Source organism: Escherichia sp. KTE172, assembly GCF_000408845.1.
GTDB lineage: Bacteria > Pseudomonadota > Gammaproteobacteria > Enterobacterales > Enterobacteriaceae > Escherichia > Escherichia coli.
Window position 1 is genome coordinate 4,349,957 of sequence record NZ_KE137316.1, and the last position, 24,360, is coordinate 4,374,316.

Below are 24,360 nucleotides of genomic sequence, written 5' to 3' on the forward strand. Positions count from 1 at the left end.
TTTCATTTTCAATCTTCTTAACTTCCTGCTCTCTTTCTCATTTTTCATTTCTGGCACACCGCTTGCAATATCTTCTTCGTGTAGCAGAACCATTACCGAATTCTGACCGGAGGGGATCTATGAAGCTGGTGACCGTGATAATCAAACCATTCAAGCTGGAAGACGTTCGTGAAGCGTTATCTTCCATTGGTATTCAGGGCCTGACCGTCACCGAAGTGAAAGGTTTCGGGCGTCAGAAAGGGCATGCCGAGCTGTACCGGGGGGCGGAATACAGCGTCAACTTTCTGCCAAAAGTAAAAATTGATGTGGCGATTGCTGATGACCAACTCGATGAAGTGATCGATATCGTCAGTAAGGCGGCTTACACCGGAAAAATTGGCGACGGCAAAATCTTTGTCGCTGAATTGCAACGCGTCATTCGTATTCGTACCGGCGAAGCCGACGAAGCGGCGCTGTAATCTCTGGCACACAGCAACAGGAACGAAAAATGAAGATAGCGACGATAAAAACTGGGCTTGCTTCACTGGCGATGCTGCCGGGACTGGTAATGGCTGCACCTGCGGTGGCCGATAAAGCCGACAATGCGTTTATGATGATCTGTACTGCGCTGGTGCTGTTTATGACTATTCCGGGGATTGCCCTGTTTTACGGTGGGTTGATTCGCGGCAAAAACGTGCTGTCGATGCTGACGCAGGTGACGGTGACGTTTGCACTGGTCTGTATTCTCTGGGTGGTTTACGGTTACTCGCTGGCGTTTGGTGAGGGCAACAACTTCTTCGGCAACATTAACTGGCTGATGCTGAAAAACATCGAACTGACGGCGGTGATGGGCAGCATTTATCAGTATATCCACGTAGCGTTTCAGGGATCGTTTGCCTGCATTACCGTAGGCTTGATAGTTGGGGCGCTGGCGGAACGAATCCGCTTCTCAGCTGTGTTGATTTTCGTGGTGGTATGGCTGACGCTCTCCTACATTCCGATTGCGCATATGGTGTGGGGCGGTGGTTTGCTGGCTTCTCACGGTGCGCTGGATTTCGCGGGTGGCACGGTGGTGCACATTAACGCCGCAATCGCCGGTCTGGTGGGCGCATATCTGATAGGCAAACGCGTGGGCTTCGGCAAAGAGGCGTTTAAACCGCACAACCTGCCGATGGTCTTCACCGGGACTGCCATTCTCTATATCGGTTGGTTTGGCTTTAATGCCGGGTCAGCGGGCACGGCGAATGAAATCGCAGCACTGGCATTTGTGAATACTGTGGTCGCAACGGCGGCGGCAATTCTTGGCTGGATCTTCGGTGAATGGGCGCTGCGTGGTAAGCCTTCACTGCTGGGAGCGTGTTCAGGCGCGATTGCCGGTCTGGTCGGCGTGACGCCAGCCTGTGGCTACATTGGGGTTGGCGGCGCGTTGATTATCGGCGTGGTAGCTGGTCTGGCGGGCTTGTGGGGCGTTACCATGCTCAAACGCTTGCTGCGGGTGGATGATCCCTGCGATGTCTTCGGTGTGCACGGCGTTTGTGGCATTGTCGGCTGTATCATGACCGGGATTTTTGCTGCCAGCTCGCTGGGCGGCGTGGGCTTCGCTGAAGGTGTGACGATGGGCCATCAGTTGCTGGTACAGCTGGAAAGCATCGCCATTACGATCGTCTGGTCCGGTGTGGTGGCATTTATTGGCTACAAACTGGCGGATCTGACGGTTGGTCTGCGTGTGCCGGAAGAACAAGAGCGAGAAGGGCTGGACGTCAACAGCCACGGCGAGAATGCCTATAACGCGTAACAAGCACTGCAAAAAACAGCCGGACGGTTTTCACCTCCGGCTATTTTTTTAATTGTGATTACGCATTACCCCTTCCTGAACGGTCGAGGCAACCAGCACGCCGTCCTGAGTATAAAACTCACCGCGCACAAAGCCGCGTGCGCTGGACGCCGAGGTGCTCTCCACGCTATACAGCAGCCATTCATTCAAATTAAACGGGCGATGGAACCACATGGAATGGTCAATGGTGGCAATCTGAATCCCCGGTTCGAGAAAACCGATGCCGTGCGGCTGTAGAGCTACCGGCAGGAAGTTAAGATCAGAAGCGTAACCGAGCAGATACTGATGAACGCGCAGATCATCCGGCACGCTACCATTTGCGCGGATCCACACCTGACGATGCGGTTCTGCGACGTGCCCTTTCAGTGGGTTATGAAACTCCACCGGACGGACTTCAAGCGGACGATCGCAGATGAATTTATCTTTCAGCACTGGCGGCAGCAGGTGCGCCAGCGATTGGGCGATTTGCGTTTCCGAAGGCAGGCCATCAGGCGCTGGCGCGGACGGCATTGTTTTTTGATGTTCGAAACCCGCTTCTGGTGCCTGGAAAGAGGCAGTCATATAAAAAATCGGTTTGCCGTTTTGAATAGCAGCAACCCGGCGGGCGCTGAAGCTGTTACCGTCACGCAGCGTTTCGACATCATAAATAATCGGTTTCTTACTATCGCCTGGGCGAAGAAAGTAGCTGTGAAACGAATGTACCAGCCGCTCTTCAGGGACGGTCTCTTTTGCAGCATACAAGGCCTGACCCACGACCTGGCCGCCAAACACCTGGCGTAAACCTAAATCTTCACTCTGGCCGCGAAAGAGTCCTTCCTCAATTTTTTCCAGATTTAACAATGTCAGTAAATTTTTTAGCGCCTGACTCATATAACTCTCCAGTAACAAAGCTGCCGCAGCAAGCCAAAGTGAGTTGAGTATAACGCAAATTTGCCACTGGTCCGATGGGTGCAATGGTCTGAATTACGGGCTAATTACAGGCAGAAATGCGTGATGTGTGCCACACTTGTTGACGTTACTATTTTGTTAACCACTCTTCCGGCGAGGAAAGTTAGCCCGCTGGTGCATTGATAATAAGGAGAAGTGAATGAAACTCGTGCACATGGCCAGTGGTTTAGCGGTTGCGATTGCGTTGGCGGCTTGCGCAGATAAAAGCGCGGATATTCAGACGCCAGCACCGGCTGCAAATACGTCTATTTCAGCAACACAACAACCTGCTATCCAGCAACCGAATGTCTCCGGTACCGTCTGGATCCGTCAGAAAGTCGCACTGCCGCCTGATGCTGTGCTGACCGTGACACTTTCTGACGCGTCGTTAGCCGATGCACCGTCAAAAGTACTGGCGCAGAAAGCGGTGCGTACCGAAGGCAAACAGTCACCATTCAGCTTTGTTCTGCCATTTAACCCGGCAGATGTTCAGCCGAATGCGCGTATTCTGTTGAGTGCGGCGATTACCGTGAATGACAAACTGGTATTTATTACCGATACCGTTCAGCCGGTGATCAACAAGGGCGGAACTAAAGCCGACCTGACATTGGTGCCGGTGCAGCAAACCGCCGTGCCGGTTCAGGCCAGCGGTGGCGCAACGACTACTGTACCTTCGACTTCACCAACTCAGGTGAATCCGTCTTCGGCAGTTCCAGCTCCTACGCAATATTAAGCGCAGTTAACCCTCTCCGCCCGGAGAGGGTTAGTAGTTCCAGCGATAACGCTGCAAGTCGATTTGCCCGCTTCCCGATACCATCACACCTTCTGCCAGTAATGCCTGTCGTTGACGCTGTAAATCCGGTCCGGTTAGCGAAATTGTGCCGTGGCGATTAACCACCCGATGCCAGGGCAAGGTGCTGCCTTCAGGGAGACGCTTTAACACACCGCCCACCTGGCGCGCGGCGCGGGGCGATCCTGCCAGTTTCGCCACATCACCGTAAGTGGTGACATAGCCTTCGGGAATAGCGGCGACGATTTGCCAGACGCGTTGGGGAAATGAATCTTCTTTTTCCATCTTTTCTTCCTGAGGTAATTTTTCAGCATAATCTGGAAAAACGCCCGAGTGAAGTCGCATTGCGCAAGAAACCAGCATCCGGTACGCAATGGGTTGCAATTAGCCGGGGCAGCAGTGATAATGCGCCTGCGCGTTGGTTCTCAACGCTCTCAATGGGGGCTCTGTTGGTTCTCCCGCAACGCTACTCTGTTTACCAGGTCAGGTCCGGAAGGAAGCAGCCAAGGCAGATGACGCGTGTGCCGGGATGTAGCTGGCAGGGCCCCCACCCATTTCTGCCTCCCCCCGTTTCGTCAAAAAATCCCAATATGGCTAAACTTTAACCACAACTGACGTCGCAAGAATTGTCTGGCTGCGCAGTACGCTTCGGAGGTATGTCTGATGAAGTATGTTGATGGTTTTGTGGTTGCCGTTCCTGCCGATAAAAAGGATGCCTATCGGGAAATGGCTGCTAAGGCTGCGCCATTGTTTAAAGAGTTTGGCGCGCTTCGTATTGTCGAATGCTGGGCCAGCGATGTACCGGATGGCAAAGTGACCGATTTTCGTATGGCGGTAAAAGCTGAAGAGAATGAAGAGGTTGTCTTTAGCTGGATTGAATACCCTTCAAAAGAGGTCCGCGACGCTGCTAATCAAAAGATGATGTCGGACCCACGGATGAAAGAGTTCGGCGAGTCCATGCCGTTTGATGGTAAGCGAATGATCTATGGCGGATTCGAGTCAATCATCGACGAATAGGTAGCGTGACGGGCTGTGCGGCGTGCCGTCAGCCCTACAATTCACAAATGTTGCTCGGCCCAGCGTAAGAAATCTTCTTTCGGTAATGCCTTGCTGTAGAGCCAGCCCTGACCGTAGTGCACGCCATGCTGGCGTAACCACTCTTCTTGTTTACTGGTTTCGATTCCCTCCGCTACCATTTTCAGTTTCAGTGTTTTTGCCATTTCGATGATATGCGGCGTGACATTTTTATATTCCAGCGCATCAACGAAAGATTTATCGATCTTCAGAATGTCGACATCCAGATCCTGTAAATAACTTAAACTTGAATACCCCGTACCAAAATCATCGAGATAAATTTCATGGCCCGCCTCCCGGTAGCGAGAAATTATCGGGGCGCTGGTTTTCGGATCGGCAAACTCGCGTTCAGTGAGTTCAAGCGCGATCTGTCTGGGATTAACCTGATAGTGATTGATCATTTCACGCAGCAATTGCGGGATTTTTTCCGAGGTGAGCACGGTGGATTCAAGATTGATCGAAATATGCTGCTGCGGATGCTGACGCAGCCAGTCGCCCATATCTTCGAAGACGCTTCTTATAATCAGTAGCGTCAACGGCTCAGAAAGGCCCGTTTGCTGTGCCAGTGGAATAAAACTATCTGGTGACAACCAACTACCGTCTGTCTGCGGCCAGCGCGCCAGTGCCTCAGCACCGACAATTTTGCCATTGGCTAAGGAGACAATCGGCTGATAGTGCACGCAAATATCACGATTTTCGATAGCATCCTGCAGCCGATGATGCGGTGACTGGATACGGCGCAAAATACGCAGCACAAACATCGCTGCCAGCAGGCCAATCACCAACCCGAGCGGTAACCAAATAAAGACTTGCCGATGCCAGCCTTTCTGCAACATTTTCGTTGAAGCCCAGGTGATGATCGAAATATTCATTTCCGGGAAGGGCAGGATATCGTAAATGATTCCATTATTTTCGATATGCTCACCGGGTGTTTTTTGTAGTCTGGTAATAATTCCCTGAGCAATTTCATCGCTGCTGGTTATCACAACGTTATGGGCATTGCCAATAATGGCGGCATCAATTTGCCATGAGCTATAGGGAATGACATCAATAAAGGAAGCGGGGTCGATCATGACGACATAATGTGCCGTTCCCATGGCAACCATGTAACGGATAATGCCTAAATCGTTATGCGATGTTAACCAGACACGATAACCATCTTTCGAAATTTTACCTGGCTCGGGGAAGGTATCGGGCGGGCTTTCATGCTCCAGAGACGAACACTGGGGAACGTTGTTATCGATATAAACCACTTCCTGAATATAGCGATAACTGTAAGATACCCGACGCATTTCCATGAGATGGGCTTCGCTACAGGTAGCGCCTTGCCATCTTTCCAGCTCTTGCAGCGCATCTTTCCCTTGTGTCGCCACCTTATTGGCCCGAATAGCGACGCGGGAGGAATACGTATTCAGCTCTTCAATAAATGATGTTTCTACCTGCTGATGGGCCAGCCAGATGCTTAAGCCGACAGGCAGCAATACTGAAAGAATCAGTACTCCCGAAATAAGGCCGACCAGATGTCGTGTTCTCACCAGCATATCCTTATTAACACAGTGTAGGGAAAGTATATCTGATTGTGGAAAAAGGCTGGCAGGAGATAAGGAGGTAGAGCCGGGATTTCATGAAGGGATGGGTGGAAACGAACGTTGTCATTTGACCAGGCGCAGAGCTTTACGCCTGGTATGTAACCCTAACTTAAGATGTTGATTCGGCGCGAGCGAGGGTAAAAATATCGTAAAAAGACAGTTCACCTTTACGGACGATCATTTTTTGCAGTTGTTCTTTATGAACATCCGCGACACGCGGAGAGTTCAAGATGGCTTCAACCAGCGCGGCAGGTACAAAGCGCGTGTTGTACCATTCGCCGTTATAGCAAACGCGGAAATCCAGCACGTCGATATCTTCATAGCGGTAGCGTGGGTAGACATCGAAAAAGAAGAAACCATTAAGCAGGATAAATAATACAACCAGTAGCCAGACAGAGCCTGACAGCGTTTCGGACTGCAACATCACTGCCAGGGTGGCAAAAAAAGCAACGTACATACCGATAAACAGCCCCGGATGTTTACGGATAAAACTGATACTAAAGCGGGGTTTGTTGTCGCGTTTTTCGCGGGTATTTAGAGACTCAATTGTTTCGGTCAGCAGGCGTTGTATTTCGGTCATCGTTTGCCTTCGTGGTATCTGCAACTTTCCAGGGAACACCCTATTTTAACGTGGGAATAGTAGAGGGGAAGTAACAGATTTACCACAATTTTGCATAACAGTTGCGAAAAACATATTACAATTTTTTAATTATTCTGGCTGGATTACCGCCCACGACAACGTTGTCCGGGACATCTTTTGTGACAACTGCACCTGAGGCTACCACGACGTTATCACCAATGGTCACACCAGGGTTAATGACCGCGCGTCCGCCAATCCAGACGTTATTACCGATGGTGACGGGTATCCCCAGTTCAGCACCGCTATTACGTGCTACAGGGTCGATGGGATGTGTTGCCGTGTAGATATGAACGCCTGGTGCCAACATACAGTTATCACCGATGCGAATAGGGCAGACATCAAGCATCACGCAATCGAAGTTGGCGAAAAAATTATTGCCGAGAAAAATATTATAGCCATAATCACAGCGAAACGTTGGCTCAATATAAGCCTCTGTCACCTGACCGAATAAATCAGCGAGAATTTGCTGGCGTAATGTGTGCTCTTCCGCCAGGGAATGATTGTATCGGTGAATAAGCTGACGAGCGCGCAGGCGATCGCGAGATAACGTCTCATCTGCCGAGCGATACAACTCACCAGCAATCATCTTTTCTTTTTCTGTGCTCATTACTGACCTCCGGTTGCTGAAAATGCGGCAACACAGTAAGACGAAAAGTCAGTGAAGAGAACGTTCCCATTACATCTGTGTGATAAAGATCACATAGGGTACGTCTTCATGGCGAAAAAGTATAAAATTCTTAATAAACAGCCGGTTATAGCTCCGAAAGCGAATTATTTATTAGCGAATAAATTTCCATACTGAGGAAGGGATCTTGTCGTACAGTTTATTCATGGTCAATTCGGCGAGGCGGTGATCTGCGGCTGAGTAAAATACCGCCAGTTCATTATCTGATAATTCGTATTTATTTTTCTCGATAACACGCTCCAGCGTGTCAATTGTCTGGCAACGACGTAAACGCATTAAATAATCGGTTTTTGTTAAAGGTTTTTCGGACATACTTCTACCCATGGTTGTAATAATTCTAACAAGATAAACTCGCAGGATTCTCTTTCGTCGCATTGACAAAACAACGGAATAGTCGATTACCTGACTTCCGCCATTTCTGAAGATCCTGCATATTAATACCATAACTGCTGAACAACATAAAGGTGTCATCCAGATATTCGTCGATCTGCTCAATGAGCTTATTGTCTTCATTATACTTAATTTTGTAATTAAGTGCGAAGGTCGCAATATGCTCAATCAGTTCATTCAACTGGAGGTTGATCGCCGAGGTTGGGTCGTTAACCCAGCCATGATTGCTTTCTTCAAGGTTTGCAAGACAGTCATGATACAGGGTTTCACAGAGAAACTTAAGCTGTGCGATATCATGTCTTTTGGGTGAGTATTCATCCATAACGCGTCCCCTTCTTAGTGGTTGAACTAACGGACACCTTTCGGGATGGAAAAAACTTACTGACCTGGACTTGCCCTCTCGTTTGTTAGCTTAACTATAAGCCACTCTTTGCAGGTTTTCATCGCATTATTACGAAAAATTACAATTAGGAAGGAAGCGGGACAGGACTTACTTTTTCATACTAGCACTAACCCGCAGCAGGTAAAAGCAGTTTGCTCGAACTGTTCATAACATTTCAGGATTATCGCCAGATGAAATTGGTAACACTAATACCAGGATTGCTCTGAATATGACGTAATAACCGAGGAATGAATAAAGAATTACCGCAAATAATTAAGAATAGCCTCTAAATGATTATGGATTATTAAATCTATTAGCGCTACTTAATATAAATTAACTAACAATCAGTATTTTTTATGAATTTTATACGTGTTTAATACTGGTTTTCGTATGAGATCCTGAGTTGGTGGTTCAATGACTCCTTAATGTTCGTCGGTTATGCATAAAAAAGGCCGCTTGCGCGGCCTTAGTGATTACACGTTGTATCAATGATGATCGACAGTATGGCTGTGCTCGATATCTTCATTCTTGCGGCTAAAGCGGCGGCGAACCACCACAAAGAATACCGGAACGAAGAAGATTGCCAGTACCGTTGCGGTCACCATCCCGCCCATTACACCGGTACCTACTGCGTTCTGCGCGCCGGAACCAGCACCAGTACTGATAACCAGCGGCATAACGCCGAGGATAAACGCCAGCGAGGTCATCAGGATCGGACGTAAACGCATCCGCACCGCATCAAGCGTCGCTTCAATCAGACCTTTACCTTCTTTATCCATCAAGTCTTTGGCGAATTCGACGATAAGTATCGCGTTCTTCGCCGACAACCCAATGGTTGTGAGCAGGCCTACCTGGAAGTAAACGTCATTGGTCAGGCCACGGAAGGTGGCAGCCAGCAACGCACCGATAACCCCCAGCGGAACGACCAGCATAACGGAGAACGGAATCGACCAGCTTTCATACAGCGCCGCCAGACACAGGAACACGACAATCAACGAAATCGCGTACAGTGAAGGTGCCTGGTTGCCGGAGAGACGTTCCTGATAGGACATCCCCGTCCAGTCATAGCCAACACCGGTAGGCAGTTTGCTCGCCAGTTGTTCCATCAGCTCCATTGCTTCACCGGTACTTTTACCCGGTGCCGCCTGGCCTAAGATTTCCATGGATGGCAGGCCGTTGTAACGTTCCAGACGCGGCGAACCGTACTCCCAACGAGAAGAGGAGAACGCCGAGAACGGCACCATCTGACCATCAGCAGCACGAACATACCAGTCGCCGATATCATCCGGCAGCATACGGTATTTCGCTTCTGACATGACGTAAACTTTCTTCACACGACCGCGGTCGATAAAGTCGTTCACATAGCTACCGCCCCATGCAGCGCCCAGAGTGGTGTTAATGTCGTTGATAGAAACACCCAGCGCCTGCGCTTTTTCCTGGTCGATATCAATCTTAAACTGCGGGGTATCTTCCAGACCGTTTGGACGTACGCTGGTCAACATATCAGGGTGCTTCGCTGCTTCTGCAAGCAGCTGGTTACGCGCCTGAGTCAGTTTTTCGTGACCAAGGCCAGCCTGGTCAATCAGCTCAAAGTCAAAGCCGGTTGCAGTACCCAGTTCCACGATTGCGGGCAGGTTAAAGGCGAAAACCATCGCATCTTTGATTTGCGAGAAAGCGCGTGTTGCACGCATGGTAATCGCTTCAACTTTGTTTTCTTCACCCGGACGATCGGCCCAGTCCTTCAAGGAAACGAACGCAATACCGGTATTCTGACCACGTCCCGCAAAGCCGAAGCCGTTAACGGCGAACACCGACTCAACGTTGTTCTTTTCTTTGGTCAGATAGTAATTCGTTACCTCATTGAGCACTTTCTGCGTACGTTCCTGCGTTGCACCTGCTGGCAGCTGAACCATGGTCATAAATACGCCCTGGTCTTCATCTGGCAAGAAGGAGCTTGGCAGACGCACGAACAGATAGGCCATGCCGACCACGATGATCAGATACAGCACCAGGTAACGCCCTGTACTGCGCAGAATACCGCCTACGCTGTCGGTGTAGTGGTGCGTGCTCTTCTCGAACATGCGGTTAAACCAGCCGAAGAAGCCTTTTTTACCTTCCCCGTGATCGCCTTTGGCAATCGGTTTCAGCATGGTGGCACAAAGAGCCGGGGTCAGAATCAACGCCACCAGTACCGACAGCGCCATTGCTGAAACAATGGTAATAGAGAACTGACGATAGATAGCACCAGTAGAACCGCCAAAGAAGGCCATCGGTACGAATACCGCCGACAGTACCATCGCGATACCGACCAGAGCGCCCTGAATCTGCCCCATCGACTTACGGGTGGCTTCTTTTGGCGGCAAACCTTCTTCCGCCATAACACGCTCAACGTTTTCTACCACAACGATGGCGTCATCCACCAACAGGCCGATGGCGAGCACCATCCCGAACATTGTTAGCGTGTTTATCGAGAAGCCAAAGGCGGCAAGGACGGCAAAGGTCCCCAGCAATACCACCGGTACGGCAATGGTCGGAATCAACGTCGCGCGGAAGTTCTGCAGGAACAGATACATAACCAGGAACACGAGGATGATCGCTTCGACCAGCGTTTTAACCACTTCGTGAATAGAGATTTTCACGAACGGCGTGGTGTCGTACGGGTAAACAATTTTCAGACCCGACGGGAAGAACGGTTCCATCTTCGCCAGTTCAGCACGGATTGCCGCAGCGGTATCCAGCGCGTTTGCACCGGTCGCCAGCTTGATCCCCAGACCGGAAGCCGGTTGGCCGTTAAACTCTGCGATGATGTCGTAGTTCTCACCACCCAGCTCAATTTTCGCCACATCACGCAGCAGCACGCGGGAACCATCCTGATTCACTTTCAGCAGGATTTTGCCAAACTCTTCAGTAGAGGTCAGACGCGTCTGAGCAATAATAGAGGCGTTAAGCTGTTGGCCTTTCACCGGCGGCGTACCACCGAGCTGACCAGCTGCAACCTGGGCGTTCTGCGCTTTGATGGCGGTAATGACATCAACCGGTGTTAGCTGGAATTTGTTTAGTTCATTCGGGTTCATCCAGATACGCATCGCGTACTGTGAACCGAACAACTGAACGTCACCCACGCCCGACGTACGGCTGATGGCATCTTTCATATTTGCCGCTACGTAGTCAGAGATATCCTCCTGCGTCATGGTGCCATCGGTGTTGATAACGCCGACAACCATCAGGAAGCTGCTGGATGATTTCTCAACGCTCACCCCTTGCTGCTGAACTTCTTGCGGCAGCAACGGCATCGCCAGCTGCAGTTTGTTCTGCACCTGAACCTGCGCGATATCCGCATCAGTACCAGACTCAAAGGTCAGGGTGATCTGCACGGTACCCGTGGAGTCACTGTTAGAGGACATGTACATCAGGTTATCGATACCGTTCATATTCTGTTCGATAACCTGTGTCACCGTGTCCTGCACTGTTTTCGCATCAGCGCCGGGGTAGGAGGCGGAGATCGTTACTGCCGGCGGTGCAATCGTAGGATATTGCGCCACCGGCAGTTTGAGGATCGCCAGCCCCCCTGCCAACATGATGATAATGGCGATCACCCACGCAAAAATCGGGCGATCGATAAAGAAATTAGGCATGTCTTAACGGCTCCTGTTTAAGTTAAGACTTGGACTGTTCAGGCTGAGCACCGCTTGCGGCTTGCTGGTTATTATCAGCGGTAACTTCTTGTGCTTTTACCTGGACACCAGGACGCACTTTCTGCAGCCCACTTATTACTACGCGATCGCCTGCTTTCAGACCTTCTGTCACCAGCCACTTATCGCCAATAGCCTGGCTTGCAACGATCGGACGGGTTTCCACTTTGTCATCCGCGCCAACCACCAGTACGGTGGCATCGCCACGCGGCGTACGGGTTACGCCCTGTTGCGGGACTAAAATAGCGTTTGGATTAAGCCCTTCTTCCAGACGTGCACGTACGAACATACCCGGCAGCAGAGTGTGATCCGGGTTCGGGAAGATAGCGCGTAGGGTGATAGACCCGGTGGTCTGATCAACGGTAACGTCAGAGAATTCCAGCGTACCGTCCTGCGGGAACTTAATGCCGTCACTGGTGATCAGCGACACTTTGGCTTTGCCGTTCTCTTGTTTCAGCGTGCCATTTGCCAGTTCCTGTTTCAGGCGCAGGAAGTCGTTGCTGGACTGGGTCACATCAACGTAGATCGGATCAAGTTGCTGCACGGTTGCCAGCGCAGTCGCCTGACCGTTCTGTACCAATGCGCCTTCCGTCACGTTCGACTTACCAATGCGACCGCTAATCGGAGAGGTAACTTTGGTGTAAGCCAGATTGATCCGCGCAGTTTCAACGGCAGCTTTCGCCGCAGTTACCGCAGCATTTGCCTGTTGCGCATCAGCCAGAGCCTGATCGTACTCTTGCTTACTGATGTACTGAGTACCGAGCAATTTCTGATAACGATTCACCGTCAATTGCGCGATATTGGCTGCAGCCTGGGCTTTCGCCAGATCGCCTTTCGCGCTGTCGTATGCCGCCTGATAGGTCGCAGGATCAATCTGATAGAGAGAGACACCTGCTTCGATGTCGCTACCTTCTTTGAAATTACGCTTCAGGATAATCCCGCTAACTTGAGGACGAACTTCTGCGATCCGGTAGGCACTGGTGCGACCCGGAAGCTCGGTTGTGATCTGCAGAGGTTCAGTTTTGACTGTTACTACGCCAACGGCGGGCATCTGCTGGCCACCTTGTTGGGCCTGTTTGTCGTCACATCCTGTTAGGGCTAAGCTGCCTGAGAGCATCAGAACGACCGCCAGAGGCGTAAACCCTCTGTTTTTGTTCATATGTAAACCTCGAGTGTCCGATTTCAAATTGGTCAATGGTCAAAAGTTAATAAACCCATTGCTGCGTTTATATTATCGTCGTGCTATGGTACATACATTCACAAATGTATGTAAATCTAACGCCTGTAAATTCACGAACATATGGCACGAAAAACCAAACAAGAAGCGCAAGAAACGCGCCAACACATCCTCGATGTGGCTCTACGTCTTTTCTCACAGCAGGGGGTATCATCCACCTCGCTGGGCGAGATTGCAAAAGCAGCTGGCGTTACGCGCGGTGCAATCTACTGGCATTTTAAAGACAAGTCGGATTTGTTCAGTGAGATCTGGGAACTGTCAGAATCCAATATTGGTGAACTAGAGCTTGAGTATCAGGCAAAATTCCCTGGCGATCCACTCTCAGTATTAAGAGAGATATTAATTCATGTTCTTGAATCCACGGTGACAGAAGAACGGCGTCGATTATTGATGGAGATTATATTCCACAAATGCGAATTTGTCGGAGAAATGGCTGTTGTGCAACAGGCACAACGTAATCTCTGTCTGGAAAGTTATGACCGTATAGAACAAACGTTAAAACATTGTATTGAAGCGAAAATGTTGCCTGCGGATTTAATGACGCGTCGGGCAGCAATTATTATGCGCGGCTATATTTCCGGCCTGATGGAAAACTGGCTCTTTGCCCCGCAATCTTTTGATCTTAAAAAAGAAGCCCGCGATTACGTCGCCATCTTACTGGAGATGTATCTCCTGTGTCCCACGCTTCGTAACCCTGCCATTACCGAATAACCCTGAATCTGACTCCAGGATTTTTCCTGGACATTTTCGTCGTTGCTATTCTGGTTCACTGCGTCGTGATATTCTTGCGGTTTGACTTTTTCAGGTCGTTCTTCAGGTTCAGAAACCTTCATTCATCATGACTATGTTCCAGTATTACAAACGATCACGGCATTTTGTTTTTTCAGCATTTATTGCTTTTGTTTTTGTCTTGTTATGCCAGAACACGGCGTTTGCGCGGGCGTCATCGAATGGTGATCTGCCGACAAAAGCGGACCTGCAGGCACAACTTGACTCACTGAATAAACAAAAAGATCTTTCTGCTCAGGACAAACTGGTGCAGCAGGATCTGACAGATACATTAGCTACCCTCGATAAAATCGATCGCGTAAAAGAAGAGACAGTTCAGCTACGGCAAAAAGTCGCTGAAGCGCCGGAAAAAATGCGCCAGGCGACCGCGGCGTTAACTGCACTTAGCGATGTCGATAATGACGAAGAAACGCGCAAAATTCTGAGCACACTTTCGTTGCGCCAGCTGGAAACTCGCGTTGCCCAGGCGCTGGACGATTTGCAAAACGCACAAAACGATCTGGCGTCTTATAACAGCCAGCTGGTTTCGTTACAGACGCAGCCCGAACGCGTGCAAAATGCGATGTATAACGCTTCGCAGCAGCTGCAACAAATTCGCAGTCGTCTGGATGGGACTGATGTCGGCGAGACTGCCTTACGTCCCAGCCAGAAAGTGTTAATGCAGGCCCAGCAGGCGTTGCTGAATGCGGAGATTGACCAGCAGCGTAAAAGCCTGGAAGGGAACACCGTCTTGCAGGATACCTTGCAAAAGCAACGGGATTACGTGACGGCGAACAGCGCCCGTCTGGAGCACCAGTTGCAGCTGTTGCAAGAAGCAGTAAACAGCAAGCGCCTGACTTTAACCGAAAAAACGGCGCAGGAAGCCGTCTCCCCGGATGAAGCCGCGCGTATTCAGGCTAATCCGCTGGTGAAGCAGGAACTGGAAATTAACCAGCAGTTAAGTCAGCGTCTGATTACAGCGACTGAAAACGGTAATCAGTTGATGCAGCAAAACATTAAAGTCAAAAACTGGCTGGAGCGGGCGCTTCAATCGGAACGCAATATTAAAGAGCAGATTGCCGTCCTGAAGGGCAGCCTGCTGTTGTCTCGTATCCTTTACCAGCAACAACAAACGCTGCCCTCGGCGGATGAACTGGAAAACATGACCAACCGCATCGCGGATTTGCGTCTCGAACAGTTTGAAGTTAACCAGCAGCGTGATGCACTCTTCCAGAGCGATGCGTTCGTCAACAAACTGGAAGAAGGTCACACCAACGAAGTCAACAGCGAAGTTCACGATGCGTTATTGCAAGTAGTTGATATGCGTCGCGAATTGCTGGATCAGCTTAACAAACAGTTGGGTAACCAGCTGATGATGGCCATTAACCTGCAAATCAACCAGCAGCAGTTAATGAGTGTGTCGAAAAACCTGAAATCCATCCTGACTCAGCAAATCTTTTGGGTGAACAGTAACCGTCCAATGGACTGGGACTGGATCAAAGCGTTCCCGCAAAGCCTGAAAGATGAATTTAAGTCGATGAAAATCACGGTGAACTGGGAAAAAGCCTGGCCTGCCGTTTTTATCGCTTTCCTCGCCGGTTTGCCGCTGCTGTTGATTGCCGGGCTGATCCACTGGCGTCTGGGCTGGCTGAAAGCGTATCAACAAAAACTGGCTTCCGCTGTGGGTTCCCTGCGTAACGACAGCCAGCTCAACACACCAAAAGCGATCCTTATCGACCTGATCCGTGCGCTGCCGGTGTGCCTGATTATTCTCGCGGTTGGCCTGATTCTGTTGACCATGCAGCTCAACATCAGCGAACTGCTATGGTCGTTCAGTAAAAAACTGGCGATTTTCTGGCTGGTGTTTGGCCTGTGCTGGAAGGTACTGGAGAAAAACGGCGTTGCCGTGCGTCACTTTGGTATGCCGGAACAGCAGACCAGCCACTGGCGTCGGCAAATTGTCCGCATCAGTCTCGCATTGCTGCCTATCCATTTCTGGTCTGTGGTGGCAGAACTTTCCCCGCTGCATCTGATGGATGATGTGCTGGGGCAGGCTATGATTTTCTTCAACCTGCTGCTGATTGCCTTCCTGGTATGGCCGATGTGCCGCGAAAGCTGGCGTGATAAAGAGTCGCACACCATGCGACTGGTCACCATTACCGTACTGTCGATTATCCCGATTGCGTTGATGGTGCTGACCGCCACGGGTTATTTCTACACCACGCTGCGCCTCTCCGGGCGTTGGATTGAAACCGTTTATTTGGTGATCATCTGGAACCTGCTGTACCAGACAGTACTGCGTGGCTTAAGCGTGGCGGCGCGGCGTATCGCCTGGCGTCGTGCGCTGGCGCGTCGGCAGAATCTGGTGAAAGAGGGCGCAGAAGGTGCTGAACCGCCGGAAGAACCCACCATTGCACTGGAGCAGGTTAACCAGCAGACGCTGCGTATTACCATGTTGCTGATGTTTGCGCTGTTTGGTGTCATGTTCTGGGCAATTTGGTCCGATTTGATCACCGTGTTCAGCTATCTGGACAGCATTACGCTCTGGCATTACAACGGTACTGAAGCTGGTGCTGCGGTGGTGAAAAACGTCACCATGGGCAGTCTGTTGTTTGCGATTATCGCCTCAATGGTGGCCTGGGCGTTGATTCGCAACCTGCCTGGTTTGCTGGAAGTGCTGGTGCTCTCGCGACTGAATATGCGCCAGGGCGCGTCGTATGCCATTACTACCATCCTTAACTACATCATTATTGCCGTTGGTGCGATGACGGTGTTCGGGTCGCTGGGCGTCTCTTGGGATAAACTCCAGTGGCTGGCAGCAGCATTATCCGTAGGTCTTGGTTTTGGTTTACAAGAAATTTTCGGTAACTTCGTCTCCGGTTTGATCATTCTGTTCGAACGTCCGGTGCGCATTGGCGATACGGTAACCATTGGTAGCTTCTCGGGGACGGTAAGTAAGATCCGTATTCGTGCGACAACGATTACCGATTTCGATCGCAAAGAAGTGATCATCCCGAACAAAGCGTTTGTTACCGAGCGTCTGATCAACTGGTCGTTGACTGACACTACTACGCGTCTGGTGATCCGTCTCGGCGTGGCCTATGGCTCCGATCTGGAAAAAGTGCGTAAAGTGTTACTGAAGGCGGCGACTGAGCACCCAAGGGTGATGCACGAACCAATGCCGGAAGTCTTCTTTACGGCGTTTGGTGCCAGCACGTTGGATCATGAGCTGCGTCTGTATGTGCGTGAACTGCGTGACCGTAGCCGTACTGTCGATGAGCTGAACCGTACTATCGATCAGCTGTGCCGTGAAAATGACATCAATATTGCCTTTAACCAGCTTGAAGTGCATCTGCACAACGAGAAGGGCGATGAGGTGACGGAAGTAAAACGCGACTACAAAGGCGACGATCCGACACCAGCGGTAGGGTAAGGACAATAAAGGGCGACAGTGATGCCGCCCTTTATTTTTTACTCGCTTTGCGAAGCCTCATCGCTCTGTAACTTCTTTTCATAATCACGCTTCACAATATCCAGCGCGCGCAGCACGGTGCGGGCTGGGATCTGATTTTCTTCCAGCAGCACAATCAAATCGACAGCCAGTTTGACATCGTCAGGGGCATTTTCCAGTGACATACTCTCTCCATTGCTAGCGGGTTAAGCGCGCTAGCCTGTTTTCGATTTTTTCCAGCGCATGGCGGCAGCGTGCCAGGCGCGCTTCATAGGCTTCCACTTCACGATGCAGCGTTTGCTGTTCCACGAGATCGGTCACCCGCGCCAGGCGGGCTCGACGTTCAGCAACCATCTCACTTAGCCGCCGCTCAAAATCCTGATGCTGAATACGTTTACGCTGCCAGCGGGCAATTTTCGGTGGCGCACTGTCCCACTCGCGTAGCGACCAGGCTGTGGCTTCACGCGCTATAGCCTCCAGTTGCGCCGCCAGATGTTCCGCCAGCCAGGCGACTTGCGGCAGTTGCTGTTGCTCAACGGCATGACGAAGCGCAGCCAGGTTATCGCCTGCCTCATCGAGACAAGCCTGCAGTGTTGTCGCACGAGTCTGAAAAAGGTGCCTGTCAAAACGGGCGCTTAGCGTGGCAAATTGCGCTACCGGGGCACAACGCTGGCGCAGCGTAGCGAGCTGTCCTTCCAGTTTTTCCAGCAGCAGGGCGGTTTTCACGATAAGACCTCAATGAAAATGATAATTGTTATGCTAAAGTAGCCACTCTGTAAGCTGACAACACTCAATATGCAACGAATCATTTTAATCATCATTGGCTGGCTGGCGGTAGTGCTGGGTACGCTGGGCGTGGTATTACCGGTATTACCGACGACGCCGTTTATCCTGCTGGCGGCCTGGTGCTTTGCCCGTTCTTCCCCGCGCTTTCACGCCTGGTTGCTGTACCGCTCATGGTTTGGCAGCTATCTACGTTTCTGGCAGAAACATCATGCGATGCCGCGCGGCGTCAAACCGCGGGCGATTTTGCTTATTTTGCTCACGTTTGCCATTTCTCTGTGGTTCGTCCAGATGCCATGGGTGCGCATCATGTTGCTGGTAATTCTCGCCTGTTTGCTTTTTTATATGTGGCGAATTCCGGTGATTGATGAAAAGCAAGAAAAGCACTGAAGCACAACAATCGCAGTTGCAATTATTGCGTACAGCCAGTACATTCTGGCGTTTTCGAGCACAGGCGCAGGCGGTCAAAGGTTAAACAACTGTTACTTTTGATACGTTTAAAACGCGCCGTGAGTACCACCGTAACAAGCAGGCATACACTTATGACCGCGACTGCACAGCAGCTTGAGTATCTCAAAAATAGCATCAAAAGCATTCAGGACTACCCAAAACCCGGCATTCTTTTCCGTGATGTCACCAGCTTACTGGAAGACCCGAAAGCTTACGCTCTCAGCATCGACTTGCTGGTTGAGCGTTACAAAAATGCGGGCATTACCAAAGTTGTCGGCACCGAAGCGCGTGGCTTCTTGTTTGGCGCTCCGGTAGCTCTGGGTCTGGGCGTTGGCTTTGTACCGGTCCGTAAACCGGGCAAACTGCCGCGTGAGACCATCAGTGAAACTTACGACCTGGAGTACGGCACCGATCAGCTGGAAATCCACGTTGATGCCATCAAACCGGGCGACAAAGTTCTGGTGGTGGACGATCTGCTGGCAACCGGCGGCACTATCGAAGCGACCGTTAAACTGATCCGTCGTCTGGGTGGTGAAGTGGCTGACGCTGCGTTCATTATCAATCTGTTCGATCTCGGCGGCGAACAGCGTCTCGAAAAACAGGGCATTACCAGCTACAGCCTTGTTCCGTTCCCGGGCCATTAATCATCGCCAGTCTTGTGCTGCCCACGCTACGGACAGCACAAGATGTGCATTCAGCCTCGCCGTTCTGACGGGGCTGTGTTAGCATTACCCCTTCGTGAATCCACCTTCCAGCGTTTCAGAGCCTGCCAATGAGTTATCAGGTCTTAGCCCGAAAATGGCGCCCACAAACCTTTGCTGACGTCGTCGGCCAGGAACATGTGCTGACCGCACTGGCGAACGGCTTGTCGTTAGGGCGTATTCATCATGCTTATCTTTTTTCCGGTACCCGTGGCGTCGGAAAAACCTCTATCGCCCGACTGCTGGCGAAGGGACTAAACTGCGAAACCGGCATTACCGCGACGCCGTGCGGCGTGTGCGATAACTGTCGTGAAATCGAGCAGGGGCGCTTTGTCGATCTGATTGAAATCGACGCCGCCTCGCGCACCAAAGTTGAAGATACCCGCGACCTGCTGGATAACGTCCAGTACGCTCCGGCGCGTGGTCGTTTCAAAGTTTATCTGATCGACGAAGTGCATATGCTGTCGCGCCACAGCTTTAACGCACTGTTAAAAACCCTTGAAGAGCCGCCGGAGCACGTTAAGTTTCTGCTGGCGACGACCGATCCGCAGAAATTGCCGGTGACGATTTTGTCGCGCTGTCTGCAATTCCATCTCAAGGCGCTGGATGTCGAGCAAATTCGCCACCAGCTTGAGCACATCCTCAACGAAGAACATATCGCTCACGAGCCGCGGGCGCTGCAATTGTTGGCACGCGCCGCTGAAGGCAGCCTGCGAGATGCCTTAAGTCTGACCGACCAGGCGATTGCCAGCGGTGACGGCCAGGTTTCAACTCAGGCGGTCAGTGCGATGCTGGGTACGCTTGACGACGATCAGGCGCTGTCGCTGGTTGAAGCGATGGTCGAGGCCAACGGCGAGCGCGTAATGGCGCTGATTAATGAAGCCGCTGCCCGTGGTATCGAGTGGGAAGCGTTGCTGGTGGAAATGCTCGGCCTGTTGCATCGTATTGCGATGGTACAACTTTCGCCTGCTGCACTTGGCAACGACATGGCCGCCATCGAGCTGCGGATGCGTGAACTGGCGCGCACCATACCGCCGACGGATATTCAGCTTTACTATCAGACGCTGTTGATTGGTCGCAAAGAATTACCGTATGCGCCAGACCGCCGTATGGGCGTTGAGATGACGCTGCTTCGCGCGCTGGCGTTCCATCCGCGTATGCCGCTGCCTGAGCCAGAAGTGCCACGCCAGTCCTTTGCGCCCGTCGCGCCAACGGCAGTAATCATGCCAACCCAGGTGCCGCCGCAACCGCAATCAGCGCCGCAGCAGGCACCGACTGTACCGCTCCCGGAAACCACCAGCCAGGTGCTGGCGGCGCGCCAGCAGTTGCAGCGCGTGCAGGGAGCAACCAAAGCAAAAAAGAGTGAACCGGCAGCCGCTACCCGCGCGCGGCCGGTGAATAACGCTGCGCTGGAAAGACTGGCTTCGGTCACCGATCGCGTTCAGGCGCGTCCGGTGCCATCGGCGCTGGAAAAAGCGCCAGCCAAAAAAGAAGCGTATCGCTGGAAGGCCACCACTCCAGTGATGCAGCAAAAAGAAGTGGTCGCCACGCCGAAGGCGCTAAAAAAAGCGCTGGAACATGAAAAAACGCCGGAACTGGCGGCGAAGCTGGCGGCAGAAGCCATTGAGCGCGACCCGTGGGCGGCACAGGTGAGCCAACTTTCGCTACCAAAACTGGTCGAACAGGTGGCGTTAAATGCCTGGAAAGAGGAGAGCGACAACGCAGTATGTCTGCATTTGCGCTCCTCTCAGCGGCATTTGAACAACCGCGGTGCACAGCAAAAACTGGCTGAAGCGTTGAGCACGTTAAAAGGTTCAACGGTTGAACTGACTATCGTTGAAGATGATAATCCCGCGGTGCGTACGCCGCTGGAATGGCGTCAGGCGATATACGAAGAAAAACTTGCGCAGGCGCGCGAGTCCATTATTGCGGATAATAATATTCAGACCCTGCGTCGATTCTTCGATGCGGAGCTGGATGAAGAAAGTATCCGCCCCATTTGATCGTAAGCACAGCTTACGTTCGTCATCCTTAACGTGATTGAGAGAGAAACCTATGTTTGGTAAAGGCGGCCTGGGTAACCTGATGAAGCAAGCCCAGCAGATGCAAGAAAAAATGCAGAAAATGCAGGAAGAGATCGCGCAGCTGGAAGTGACCGGCGAATCTGGCGCAGGTCTGGTAAAAGTGACCATCAACGGTGCACACAACTGCCGTCGCGTAGAGATCGACCCGAGCCTGCTGGAAGACGACAAAGAGATGCTGGAAGACCTGGTGGCTGCAGCATTCAACGACGCAGCACGTCGTATCGAAGAAACGCAGAAAGAAAAAATGGCTTCTGTATCCTCCGGAATGCAGCTGCCGCCTGGCTTTAAGATGCCGTTCTGATGCAAACCAGCCCGCTGTTAACACAGCTTATGGAAGCACTGCGCTGTCTACCGGGCGTTGGCCCGAAGTCGGCGCAGCGTATGGCGTTCACGCTGCTTCAGCGCGATCGTAGCGGCGGGATGCGTCTGGCGCAGGCGCTCACCCGGGCGATGTCGGAAATCGGCCACTGCGCCGATTGCCGCACTTTCACCGAACAGGAAGTCTGTAACATCTGTTCGAATCCGCGTCGTCAGGAAAACGGTCAAATCTGCGTGGTGGAGAGTCCGGCGGACATCTACGCCATTGAGCAGACGGGGCAGTTTTCAGGCCGTTATTTTGTGTTGATGGGGCACCTGTCACCGCTGGACGGCATCGGTCCGGATGATATCGGGCTTGATCGTCTGGAACAGCGTCTGGCAGAGGAAAAAATCACTGAAGTGATCCTCGCCACCAACCCCACGGTTGAAGGTGAAGCTACCGCTAACTACATTGCCGAGCTTTGCGCGCAATATGGCGTGGAAGCCAGCCGAATCGCTCATGGCGTACCGGTTGGCGGCGAACTGGAAATGGTCGATGGCACCACGCTGTCACACTCCCTTGCCGGGCGTCATAAGATTCGTTTTTAAGCAAACGAGAGCAGGATCACCTGCTCTCGCTTGAAATTATTCCCCCTTGTCCCCATCTCTCCCTCATCCTGTTTTTAACCTTAAAATGGCATTATTGAGGTAGACCTACATGAAAGGACAAGAAACTCGTGGTTTTCAGTCAGAAGTGAAGCAGCTTCTGCACCTGATGATCCATTCTCTCTATTCCAATAAAGAAATCTTCCTGCGTGAGCTTATCTCTAACGCCTCCGATGCGGCGGACAAGCTGCGTTTCCGCGCGCTATCTAACCCTGACCTGTACGAAGGTGATGGCGAACTGCGCGTTCGTGTCTCTTTCGATAAAGACAAGCGTACGCTGACCATCTCCGATAACGGCGTGGGGATGACCCGCGACGAAGTGATTGACCATCTGGGGACTATCGCTAAATCCGGCACCAAATCATTCCTCGAATCCCTGGGTTCTGACCAGGCGAAAGACAGCCAGCTGATCGGTCAGTTTGGTGTTGGTTTCTACTCTGCTTTTATCGTGGCTGACAAAGTGACCGTGCGTACTCGCGCGGCAGGCGAAAAACCAGAAAACGGTGTTTTCTGGGAATCGGCTGGTGAAGGTGAATACACCGTTGCCGACATCACCAAAGAAGATCGTGGTACTGAAATCACCCTGCATCTGCGTGAAGGCGAAGACGAGTTCCTCGATGACTGGCGCGTGCGTTCCATCATCAGCAAATACTCCGACCATATCGCGCTGCCGGTAGAGATCGAAAAACGTGAAGAGAAAGATGGCGAAACCGTTATCTCCTGGGAAAAAATCAACAAAGCGCAGGCGCTGTGGACTCGTAACAAGTCGGAAATCACCGATGAAGAGTACAAAGAGTTCTACAAACACATCGCCCACGACTTTAACGATCCGCTGACCTGGAGCCACAACCGTGTTGAAGGTAAGCAGGAGTACACCAGCCTGCTGTACATTCCGTCCCAGGCTCCGTGGGATATGTGGAACCGCGATCATAAACATGGCCTGAAACTGTACGTCCAGCGTGTGTTCATCATGGACGACGCAGAACAGTTCATGCCGAACTATCTGCGCTTCGTGCGTGGTCTGATTGACTCCAGCGATCTGCCGCTGAACGTTTCCCGTGAAATCCTCCAGGACAGCACGGTAACGCGTAACCTGCGCAATGCGCTGACCAAGCGTGTGCTGCAAATGCTGGAAAAACTGGCGAAAGACGACGCGGAAAAATACCAGACCTTCTGGCAACAGTTTGGCCTGGTACTGAAAGAAGGTCCGGCGGAAGATTTCGCTAACCAGGAAGCGATCGCCAAACTGCTGCGTTTTGCTTCTACCCATACCGATTCTTCTGCGCAGACCGTGTCTCTGGAAGACTACGTTTCCCGCATGAAAGAAGGGCAGGAGAAAATCTACTACATCACCGCAGACAGCTATGCGGCAGCGAAGAGCAGCCCGCACCTGGAACTGCTGCGTAAGAAAGGCATCGAAGTTCTGCTGCTTTCCGACCGCATCGATGAGTGGATGATGAACTATCTGACTGAGTTCGACGGTAAACCGTTCCAGTCGGTGTCTAAAGTTGACGAGTCGCTGGAAAAACTGGCTGACGAAGTTGATGAGAGCGCGAAAGAAGCGGAGAAAGCACTGACTCCGTTCATCGACCGTGTGAAAGCCCTGCTCGGCGAGCGCGTGAAAGATGTCCGTCTGACTCACCGTCTGACCGATACGCCAGCGATCGTTTCGACCGACGCGGACGAAATGAGCACTCAGATGGCGAAACTGTTCGCTGCGGCGGGCCAGAAAGTGCCAGAAGTGAAATACATCTTCGAACTGAACCCGGATCACGTACTGGTGAAACGTGCGGCAGATACTGAAGATGAAGCGAAGTTCAGCGAGTGGGTAGAACTGCTGCTGGATCAGGCGCTGCTGGCAGAACGCGGCACGCTGGAAGATCCGAACCTGTTTATTCGTCGTATGAACCAGCTGCTGGTTTCCTGATGTAATGCCGGATG

The 24,360-nt window shown here is 51.6% G+C and carries 23 protein-coding genes, 1 other RNA gene and 1 other annotated feature; of the genes, 13 read left to right on the plus strand and 11 right to left on the minus strand.

What is annotated here, in order from left to right; genetic code table 11:
• Positions 1-119 precede the first annotated feature (119 nt).
• Both glnK and amtB read left to right on the plus strand, forming a co-directional pair.
• Complete coding sequence (gene glnK / locus G434_RS03740) at positions 120-458, plus strand: P-II family nitrogen regulator (protein WP_000780338.1); 339 nt, start codon at positions 120-122, stop codon at positions 456-458.
• A 29-nt stretch (positions 459-487) separates the two neighbouring features.
• A complete protein-coding gene (gene amtB, locus G434_RS03735) occupies positions 488-1,774 on the plus strand; it encodes an ammonium transporter AmtB (RefSeq protein ID WP_000685029.1) in 1,287 nt (428 codons plus the stop codon).
• A gap of 48 nt (positions 1,775-1,822) precedes the next feature.
• On the opposite strand, the gene tesB is transcribed toward amtB, so the two are convergent.
• Positions 1,823-2,683, minus strand: a complete 861-nt coding sequence (tesB, locus tag G434_RS03730; RefSeq protein WP_000075876.1) for an acyl-CoA thioesterase II — start codon at positions 2,681-2,683, stop codon at positions 1,823-1,825.
• 217 nt (positions 2,684-2,900) lie between these two features.
• Here tesB and G434_RS03725 point away from each other — a divergent pair, with 217 nt between their 5' ends.
• Positions 2,901-3,473, plus strand: a complete 573-nt coding sequence (locus tag G434_RS03725) for a YbaY family lipoprotein (RefSeq protein WP_000779826.1) — start codon at positions 2,901-2,903, stop codon at positions 3,471-3,473.
• A 30-nt stretch (positions 3,474-3,503) separates the two neighbouring features.
• Here the strand turns inward: G434_RS03725 and G434_RS03720 are convergent, their stop codons facing one another.
• Positions 3,504-3,815 carry an MGMT family protein gene (locus tag G434_RS03720; RefSeq protein ID WP_000409911.1) on the minus strand — a complete coding sequence of 104 codons (312 nt, stop codon included), beginning with the start codon at positions 3,813-3,815 and terminating at the stop codon, positions 3,504-3,506.
• Positions 3,816-3,977: 162 nt separating this feature from the next.
• On the opposite strand from G434_RS03720, the gene ffs reads away from it, so the two are divergent.
• Together ffs and G434_RS03715 are read left to right on the plus strand one after the other, a co-directional pair.
• Positions 3,978-4,074: signal recognition particle sRNA small type (gene ffs, locus G434_RS28480), an RNA gene on the plus strand.
• Positions 4,075-4,193: 119 nt separating this feature from the next.
• Positions 4,194-4,547: a DUF1428 domain-containing protein gene (locus G434_RS03715; RefSeq protein ID WP_000878140.1), complete on the plus strand. Its 354-nt coding sequence runs from the start codon at positions 4,194-4,196 to the stop codon at positions 4,545-4,547.
• A 41-nt stretch (positions 4,548-4,588) separates the two neighbouring features.
• On the opposite strand, the gene pdeB is transcribed toward G434_RS03715, so the two are convergent.
• From pdeB to acrA, 7 genes are all read right to left on the minus strand, one after another.
• On the minus strand, positions 4,589-6,139 hold the full coding sequence (gene pdeB, locus G434_RS03710; protein ID WP_001389864.1) for a cyclic-guanylate-specific phosphodiesterase PdeB: 1,551 nt from the start codon (positions 6,137-6,139) through the stop codon (positions 4,589-4,591).
• 163 nt (positions 6,140-6,302) lie between these two features.
• Positions 6,303-6,773, minus strand: a complete 471-nt coding sequence (locus G434_RS03705) for a YlaC family protein (protein ID WP_000136192.1) — start codon at positions 6,771-6,773, stop codon at positions 6,303-6,305.
• A 115-nt stretch (positions 6,774-6,888) separates the two neighbouring features.
• Entirely contained in the window at positions 6,889-7,440 is a 552-nt protein-coding gene (gene maa / locus G434_RS03700; protein WP_000102559.1) for a maltose O-acetyltransferase, read from the minus strand.
• Positions 7,441-7,611: 171 nt separating this feature from the next.
• Positions 7,612-7,830, minus strand: coding sequence for an HHA domain-containing protein (locus G434_RS03695; protein WP_001291435.1), 219 nt, complete (start codon positions 7,828-7,830; stop codon positions 7,612-7,614).
• A gap of 25 nt (positions 7,831-7,855) precedes the next feature.
• Positions 7,856-8,230 (minus strand): Hha toxicity modulator TomB, encoded by a 375-nt coding sequence (gene tomB, locus G434_RS03690; protein WP_000344800.1) that lies wholly within the window; start codon positions 8,228-8,230, stop codon positions 7,856-7,858.
• Positions 8,231-8,775: 545 nt separating this feature from the next.
• Entirely contained in the window at positions 8,776-11,925 is a 3,150-nt protein-coding gene (gene acrB, locus G434_RS03685) for an efflux RND transporter permease AcrB (protein ID WP_001132480.1), read from the minus strand.
• A gap of 22 nt (positions 11,926-11,947) precedes the next feature.
• Positions 11,948-13,141, minus strand: a complete 1,194-nt coding sequence (acrA, locus tag G434_RS03680) for a multidrug efflux RND transporter periplasmic adaptor subunit AcrA (RefSeq protein WP_001295833.1) — start codon at positions 13,139-13,141, stop codon at positions 11,948-11,950.
• Between the two features lie 141 nt (positions 13,142-13,282).
• Here acrA and acrR point away from each other — a divergent pair, with 141 nt between their 5' ends.
• The gene (gene acrR, locus G434_RS03675; protein WP_000101736.1) at positions 13,283-13,930 is read left to right on the plus strand and encodes a multidrug efflux transporter transcriptional repressor AcrR; all 648 of its coding nucleotides are present in this window, start codon (positions 13,283-13,285) and stop codon (positions 13,928-13,930) included.
• 127 nt (positions 13,931-14,057) lie between these two features.
• Positions 14,058-17,420: a mechanosensitive channel MscK gene (mscK, locus tag G434_RS03670; protein ID WP_000177746.1), complete on the plus strand. Its 3,363-nt coding sequence runs from the start codon at positions 14,058-14,060 to the stop codon at positions 17,418-17,420.
• Between the two features lie 38 nt (positions 17,421-17,458).
• Here mscK and rsmS read toward each other — a convergent pair whose 3' ends face one another.
• Both rsmS and priC read right to left on the minus strand, forming a co-directional pair.
• Positions 17,459-17,623 carry a pleiotropic regulatory protein RsmS gene (gene rsmS / locus G434_RS03665; protein WP_000051143.1) on the minus strand — a complete coding sequence of 55 codons (165 nt, stop codon included), beginning with the start codon at positions 17,621-17,623 and terminating at the stop codon, positions 17,459-17,461.
• 13 nt (positions 17,624-17,636) lie between these two features.
• Positions 17,637-18,164, minus strand: a complete 528-nt coding sequence (priC, locus tag G434_RS03660) for a primosomal replication protein N'' (RefSeq protein WP_000844858.1) — start codon at positions 18,162-18,164, stop codon at positions 17,637-17,639.
• Between the two features lie 69 nt (positions 18,165-18,233).
• Here priC and G434_RS03655 point away from each other — a divergent pair, with 69 nt between their 5' ends.
• From G434_RS03655 to htpG, 6 genes are all read left to right on the plus strand, one after another.
• A complete protein-coding gene (locus G434_RS03655) occupies positions 18,234-18,611 on the plus strand; it encodes a DUF454 family protein (RefSeq protein ID WP_001188905.1) in 378 nt (125 codons plus the stop codon).
• A 152-nt stretch (positions 18,612-18,763) separates the two neighbouring features.
• Positions 18,764-19,315 carry an adenine phosphoribosyltransferase gene (gene apt / locus G434_RS03650; RefSeq protein WP_000127356.1) on the plus strand — a complete coding sequence of 184 codons (552 nt, stop codon included), beginning with the start codon at positions 18,764-18,766 and terminating at the stop codon, positions 19,313-19,315.
• 128 nt (positions 19,316-19,443) lie between these two features.
• Positions 19,444-21,375, plus strand: a complete 1,932-nt coding sequence (dnaX, locus tag G434_RS03645; protein ID WP_000121995.1) for a DNA polymerase III subunit gamma/tau — start codon at positions 19,444-19,446, stop codon at positions 21,373-21,375.
• Positions 20,708-20,772, plus strand: a sequence feature (DnaX frameshifting element). Its footprint overlaps the gene before it by 65 nt.
• 52 nt (positions 21,376-21,427) lie before the next feature.
• Complete coding sequence (locus tag G434_RS03640; protein WP_000467098.1) at positions 21,428-21,757, plus strand: YbaB/EbfC family nucleoid-associated protein; 330 nt, start codon at positions 21,428-21,430, stop codon at positions 21,755-21,757.
• Positions 21,757-22,362 (plus strand): recombination mediator RecR, encoded by a 606-nt coding sequence (gene recR / locus G434_RS03635; RefSeq protein WP_001195026.1) that lies wholly within the window; start codon positions 21,757-21,759, stop codon positions 22,360-22,362. The genes G434_RS03640 and recR overlap by 1 nt, the downstream gene beginning before the upstream one ends.
• 109 nt (positions 22,363-22,471) lie before the next feature.
• Positions 22,472-24,346 (plus strand): molecular chaperone HtpG, encoded by a 1,875-nt coding sequence (gene htpG, locus G434_RS03630; protein ID WP_000678201.1) that lies wholly within the window; start codon positions 22,472-22,474, stop codon positions 24,344-24,346.
• Positions 24,347-24,360: the final 14 nt, after the last annotated feature.

Bases quoted from the DNA above. Each gene is read 5' to 3' on its own strand.
- rsmS (WP_000051143.1), bottom strand. From the start codon at position 17,623: ATGTCACTGGAAAATGCCCCTGACGATGTCAAACTGGCTGTCGATTTG.
- G434_RS03725 (WP_000779826.1), top strand. From the start codon at position 2,901: ATGAAACTCGTGCACATGGCCAGTGGTTTAGCGGTTGCGATTGCGTTG.
- dnaX (WP_000121995.1), top strand. From the start codon at position 19,444: ATGAGTTATCAGGTCTTAGCCCGAAAATGGCGCCCACAAACCTTTGCT.
- maa (WP_000102559.1), bottom strand. From the start codon at position 7,440: ATGAGCACAGAAAAAGAAAAGATGATTGCTGGTGAGTTGTATCGCTCG.
- acrA (WP_001295833.1), bottom strand. From the start codon at position 13,141: ATGAACAAAAACAGAGGGTTTACGCCTCTGGCGGTCGTTCTGATGCTC.
- mscK (WP_000177746.1), top strand. From the start codon at position 14,058: ATGACTATGTTCCAGTATTACAAACGATCACGGCATTTTGTTTTTTCA.
- G434_RS03640 (WP_000467098.1), top strand. From the start codon at position 21,428: ATGTTTGGTAAAGGCGGCCTGGGTAACCTGATGAAGCAAGCCCAGCAG.
- G434_RS03695 (WP_001291435.1), bottom strand. From the start codon at position 7,830: ATGTCCGAAAAACCTTTAACAAAAACCGATTATTTAATGCGTTTACGT.
- glnK (WP_000780338.1), top strand. From the start codon at position 120: ATGAAGCTGGTGACCGTGATAATCAAACCATTCAAGCTGGAAGACGTT.
- acrB (WP_001132480.1), bottom strand. From the start codon at position 11,925: ATGCCTAATTTCTTTATCGATCGCCCGATTTTTGCGTGGGTGATCGCC.
- apt (WP_000127356.1), top strand. From the start codon at position 18,764: ATGACCGCGACTGCACAGCAGCTTGAGTATCTCAAAAATAGCATCAAA.
- acrR (WP_000101736.1), top strand. From the start codon at position 13,283: ATGGCACGAAAAACCAAACAAGAAGCGCAAGAAACGCGCCAACACATC.
- G434_RS03720 (WP_000409911.1), bottom strand. From the start codon at position 3,815: ATGGAAAAAGAAGATTCATTTCCCCAACGCGTCTGGCAAATCGTCGCC.
- G434_RS03655 (WP_001188905.1), top strand. From the start codon at position 18,234: ATGCAACGAATCATTTTAATCATCATTGGCTGGCTGGCGGTAGTGCTG.
- G434_RS03715 (WP_000878140.1), top strand. From the start codon at position 4,194: ATGAAGTATGTTGATGGTTTTGTGGTTGCCGTTCCTGCCGATAAAAAG.
- tesB (WP_000075876.1), bottom strand. From the start codon at position 2,683: ATGAGTCAGGCGCTAAAAAATTTACTGACATTGTTAAATCTGGAAAAA.
- htpG (WP_000678201.1), top strand. From the start codon at position 22,472: ATGAAAGGACAAGAAACTCGTGGTTTTCAGTCAGAAGTGAAGCAGCTT.
- tomB (WP_000344800.1), bottom strand. From the start codon at position 8,230: ATGGATGAATACTCACCCAAAAGACATGATATCGCACAGCTTAAGTTT.
- G434_RS03705 (WP_000136192.1), bottom strand. From the start codon at position 6,773: ATGACCGAAATACAACGCCTGCTGACCGAAACAATTGAGTCTCTAAAT.
- recR (WP_001195026.1), top strand. From the start codon at position 21,757: ATGCAAACCAGCCCGCTGTTAACACAGCTTATGGAAGCACTGCGCTGT.
- amtB (WP_000685029.1), top strand. From the start codon at position 488: ATGAAGATAGCGACGATAAAAACTGGGCTTGCTTCACTGGCGATGCTG.